This window comes from Nostoc sp. NZL, assembly GCF_015714705.1.
Lineage (GTDB): Bacteria > Cyanobacteriota > Cyanobacteriia > Cyanobacteriales > Nostocaceae > Nostoc > Nostoc foliaceum_A.
Map to the genome: position 1 here is coordinate 1 of NZ_WBKL01000129.1, position 4,275 is coordinate 4,275.

4 protein-coding genes, 1 rRNA gene and 1 pseudogene are annotated in these 4,275 nt (G+C 42.0%); 2 read left to right on the forward strand and 4 right to left on the reverse strand.

Annotated elements, in window-relative coordinates; all coding sequences use genetic code 11:
- Positions 1-162 (reverse strand): annotated as a pseudogene (locus F8R90_RS18655) (ISKra4 family transposase); the annotation flags it as partial.
- A gap of 45 nt (positions 163-207) precedes the next feature.
- Here F8R90_RS18655 and F8R90_RS18660 point away from each other — a divergent pair.
- Entirely contained in the window at positions 208-969 is a 762-nt protein-coding gene (locus F8R90_RS18660) for a response regulator transcription factor (protein ID WP_196511909.1), read from the forward strand.
- Positions 970-983: 14 nt separating this feature from the next.
- Here F8R90_RS18660 and F8R90_RS18665 read toward each other — a convergent pair whose 3' ends face one another.
- From F8R90_RS18665 to rsmA, 3 genes are all read right to left on the reverse strand, one after another.
- Positions 984-1,313, reverse strand: coding sequence for a DUF3082 domain-containing protein (locus tag F8R90_RS18665; protein WP_190901555.1), 330 nt, complete (start codon positions 1,311-1,313; stop codon positions 984-986).
- 204 nt (positions 1,314-1,517) lie between these two features.
- Positions 1,518-2,471 (reverse strand): 4-(cytidine 5'-diphospho)-2-C-methyl-D-erythritol kinase, encoded by a 954-nt coding sequence (gene ispE / locus F8R90_RS18670; protein WP_196511910.1) that lies wholly within the window; start codon positions 2,469-2,471, stop codon positions 1,518-1,520.
- 71 nt (positions 2,472-2,542) lie between these two features.
- Complete coding sequence (gene rsmA, locus F8R90_RS18675; RefSeq protein ID WP_196511911.1) at positions 2,543-3,400, reverse strand: 16S rRNA (adenine(1518)-N(6)/adenine(1519)-N(6))-dimethyltransferase RsmA; 858 nt, start codon at positions 3,398-3,400, stop codon at positions 2,543-2,545.
- Between the two features lie 653 nt (positions 3,401-4,053).
- Between rsmA and F8R90_RS18680 the strand changes: the two genes are divergently transcribed.
- Positions 4,054-4,275, forward strand: a 16S ribosomal RNA gene (locus tag F8R90_RS18680); the annotation flags it as partial.

The following is a 4,275-nucleotide window of genomic DNA, read 5'->3' on the forward strand; positions in this document are numbered from 1 at the left end:
AAAAAGGGCTATTTCTGGGCCGACATATTCCAATATTTGGCTACGAACTGTTTTTTCTATACCTTCGAGGTCTATTAACTGACTCTTATCAGCTTCCGAGTACAGTAATGTTGCCAGTTCTTGTAAGCAGGCTTTGATCCGTTCTTGTTTCTCTTGGCTCATAGTCAGCGATCGCACAGGGTTATTTCCTTCTACATTTTCTCAGAAATGGTAAATCTTCCAAAACTGGATGCTCCCCAAAAGCATTTACCCGACTTGGTGATTTGCGATATTCAAATGCCAGATATGGATGGCTACAGCGTTTTGACTAGGCTGCGCCAAGATCCTGACACAGCAATTATTCCTTTCATTTTTTTGACTGGTAGTAATACTCAAAAAGATGTTCGTAAAGGTATGGAATTGGGAGCGGATGATTATCTTACTAAACCCTCTACTATAGAGGATTTGCTCAGAGCGATCGCTGTCCGATTAGAAAAACAAGCTTTCTTGAGATACTGGTACGCTACTAACTCTCATCAAGTTACCCAACCACTACCTTCATCGTTCAACTCTGAGTCCATTTTCCCATCTATTCCCCAACTAAAAGCAGTTTTCGATTTTATTGAAGCTAATTATCGCCAAGGAATTACTTTATCTGATGTGGCTCTTGCTGTTGGTTATTCGCCTGCTTACTTGACTAATAGAGTAGCAAAACAAACAGGCGAAACTGTGAACGGTTGGATTGTCAAGCGGCGGATGGCAGCAGCACGTCCTTTACTCAGAAATACTAATCAGACAATCGACCAGATTGCTATTGCACTAGGCTATCAAAATACGTGTCATTTCTCTCGCCAATTTCGTCAACACCACGGGCTTTCTCCTAAAATTTGGAGAAAACAGCAACAACTTATTCAGCCTTCTAGAAGTGCGAAGCTAGAATTAATTAAAAATCGTAGTGAGCTAGAAAAACTTGTGCCTTTAGGTTGCTAATTAAAAGCAGATTACTAGTTTTCACTACTTTTTTGCTTGGTCAACTCCTGGACTAATAATTGCACTCCCAAAGCCAACAAACCAATTGCTACTATACCAAATATCCCGCTTCCTAAAGCAACTACACCAACAACCAGAGTCCGAACAGCAGAAGAAATCTTAATTACCAATGGATTAATTGAATGGATAGGTTTAGTAGCAAAATTTGTAGCGATCGCAATCATTAGCGAATACGCTGCAAATCCCATTCCTCCCGAAATCACCGCCCCAGTAAAACAGCGTAGCGGACTCGCTGTAACCTGTTCTTTAGCATCTGTTTGCGGCGTTAGATTTTGGTCATTCATAATATTTTAGATTTTAGATTTCGTTGTCAGTGCTCAGTCGAACGATTTTGGATTTTGGATTGGAGTATTAGGAATAATTATTGTCCTTAGCTAATCGTCATTCAAATTGCATCTTTGTGTCTTTGCTTTTTTCTAGCGATTTGAACTATGCAACTTAAAAACTCATCAGCTTATTCCCTATACTTCACTAACGAAAAAAATTATTTAAACAGACGATGCCACTTTGATACCATGTGTGATTGTCCGAGTTACAAACAATTCTAAGTCTTCATCAAGAATTGCTTCCCTCACTTGCAGCTTAACTTGTTCTGCCTGCTGTTGAGACTCAAAAAGAGCAAATACTGTTGGGCCAGAACCAGACATCATTGTTCCTAAAACGCCTTCCTGATTTGCAAACACTTCTCGCAACTGCAAGACTTGGGGATAAGCTGGTAATACCACGCGCTCTAAATCATTGTGCAATTTTTGGGCAATTTCTCTCGTATCTTTATCCAAGATAGCTTTTACTATTGCTCCTGAATGAACTGCGTTAGCACGCGCTGCCAAGCTATCGCTATCTCTAATATAAGAATTACTAAACTGCTGTCTATAGGTTTTGTACGCCCAAGGTGTGGAGACTTCCAGACTGCGGTATTTCCCCAATACTATATATATGTTATCTAAACTCGGTAGGGGAGAAAGTTGTTCACCCCTACCTGTTGCGATCGCAGTTCCACCCGCTACACAAAATGGGACATCTGAACCAAGTGTGCCTCCCAACTCCTCTAATTCTGATTGAGTTAATCCCAATTTCCACAGTAAATCTATTCCCACCAACACAGCTGCTGCATTCGTCGAACCCCCAGCCAACCCAGCTGCTACAGGAATCTGCTTGTTGACGGTAATCTCCACGCCCCCATATCTAGCAAAGGCTTCGGGAAATTGCCTCACCATTAATTCCGCTGCCCGGTATGCCAGATTACTTTTATCTGTCGGTACTTGTGGGTGGTTGCAGTGAACACGGATGTTGTCAGTGCTGATGGAATGCACATGAATTTGGTCTGCAAGCCCGATGCTTTGAAGTATCATGGCCAACTCGTGATAGCCATCGGGGCGATCGCCAATGATTTCCAGATACAAGTTGATTTTGGCAGGGGCAATTAGGCTGTAGGAACGCATTTTGAAAGTTAGAAGTTAGGGGTTGCTAGTTGTGAATGGGTGAATTTTGGGTTTTGAATCAAAGCAATCATCTACATATTCACTCTTAACTCTTCACTTTTAACTCCTAACTCATTCGCTAGGATTACCCATTGCTGAACGCTGAGGTCTTCAGCTCTAGCTTGGGGATTTATTTTTAATTGTTCCAGTAATTGGGCCAGATGATCGCGTTCTATAACAGATTGCAAATTATTTCGTAACATTTTGCGCTTGGCACCAAACCCCAACTTTAAGAAATTCTCTAACTGTCGAGGATTAAGTGCTGGTATTTCTATTTTTCGGGGACGCAATCGAACCACTGCTGAATCGACTTTTGGCGGTGGATGGAATGCGGCCGCTGGAACTGTGCAGATTAACTCACACTCAGCCAAATACTGTACCCGCACACTCAACGCCCCAAAGGCTTTTGATCCTGGTTTAGCATACAATCTTTCTGCGACTTCTTTTTGTACCAGCAACACTATAGAGTCAAATGGTTCGGGGTTGGGATTAGCGATCGTACCCAGTAGTTTCTCAATGATTGGCCCTGTAATGTTGTAGGGAATATTGGCTACTACCTTATTTGGCTGTTGGAAATTGGGAAAAGCTGCCAAATAAGATGGTAAATCTAGAGTGAGAAAATCGCCTTGCAGCAGTAAAAAATTTTTAGTCTTACCAAGTTGCTTTGACAACAGTTGGCATAAGTCGCGGTCTATTTCAACTGCAACCAGAGATTGCACTAAGGGTAATAAACGACGAGTCAGAATCCCGGTTCCGGGACCAATTTCCAAGATGCGATCGCCTTTAGGGGAGCGATCGCTTTCTGTACACTCTGCTGCTTTAATAATTGCATCGAGCGCCTTTTCACTTTTGAGCCAATGTTGAGCAAAGACCTTACGCGGTCGGATCATCTGTATTTATTGCCTAGTCTAGTTTTTAGCTTTTTCTCAAAAATTCATTATAAATTTTGAAGTCCCTCTACAGCCCTAGACTCACTGTAACGCCTATCTTCTCTTCCAAACACTCCGCGAACATCGCGTAAATTTCCATATAAGCGTCACCCATAGGATGGGAGTCTTAATATGCTCTTATTCTTATATATAGTTAGTTCAAGCATTTGGATTCAAGATAAATCCCTCCAGCAAGAGGACTCCTGCCTTTTTGGATAATCATTACTATAATCACTCAACCTGCATCAAATTCCATTTAGAGACAAGCAACGTCCATTATTCACACAGTCAGGTTTAGCCACTTCGTTCTCGCCTTCCTCCTGTTGCTTAATTCATTAACCTGAAAGCAAGTCCAGTCAAGCGATTTGGCTTTTTAGAAAAAAAATAAATTTACCCCTTGACAAACTAGGGGATGAATAGTTACTCTAGTTAAGTGGGAAGGCGAGAGACGCCAACCACCGCTGAACCTAAAAAATATAATACTTTGAAAGCTTAAGAAAAAACCAATCCTCGTCAAAAGATTTTGCTTTTGGGATTTCCCAAAAAGACAATCGAAATTATAACTAGGATTCCGGGAAATATTTTTTTTCGGAGCCACAAACTCGAAACACAACAAAACGGAGAGTTTGATCCTGGCTCAGGATGAACGCTGGCGGTATGCTTAACACATGCAAGTCGAACGGTGTCTTCGGACACAGTGGCGGACGGGTGAGTAACGCGTGAGAATCTGGCTTTAGGTCTGGGACAACCACTGGAAACGGTGGCTAATACCGGATGTGCCGAGAGGTGAAAGGTTAACTGCCTGAAGATGAGCTCGCGTCTGATTAGCTAGTAGG

Excerpts from the sequence above, each read along its gene's own strand:
- ispE (WP_196511910.1), bottom strand. The coding sequence starts at position 2,471 with ATGCGTTCCTACAGCCTAATTGCCCCTGCCAAAATCAACTTGTATCTG.
- F8R90_RS18660 (WP_196511909.1), top strand. The coding sequence starts at position 208 with ATGGTAAATCTTCCAAAACTGGATGCTCCCCAAAAGCATTTACCCGAC.
- rsmA (WP_196511911.1), bottom strand. The coding sequence starts at position 3,400 with ATGATCCGACCGCGTAAGGTCTTTGCTCAACATTGGCTCAAAAGTGAA.
- F8R90_RS18665 (WP_190901555.1), bottom strand. The coding sequence starts at position 1,313 with ATGAATGACCAAAATCTAACGCCGCAAACAGATGCTAAAGAACAGGTT.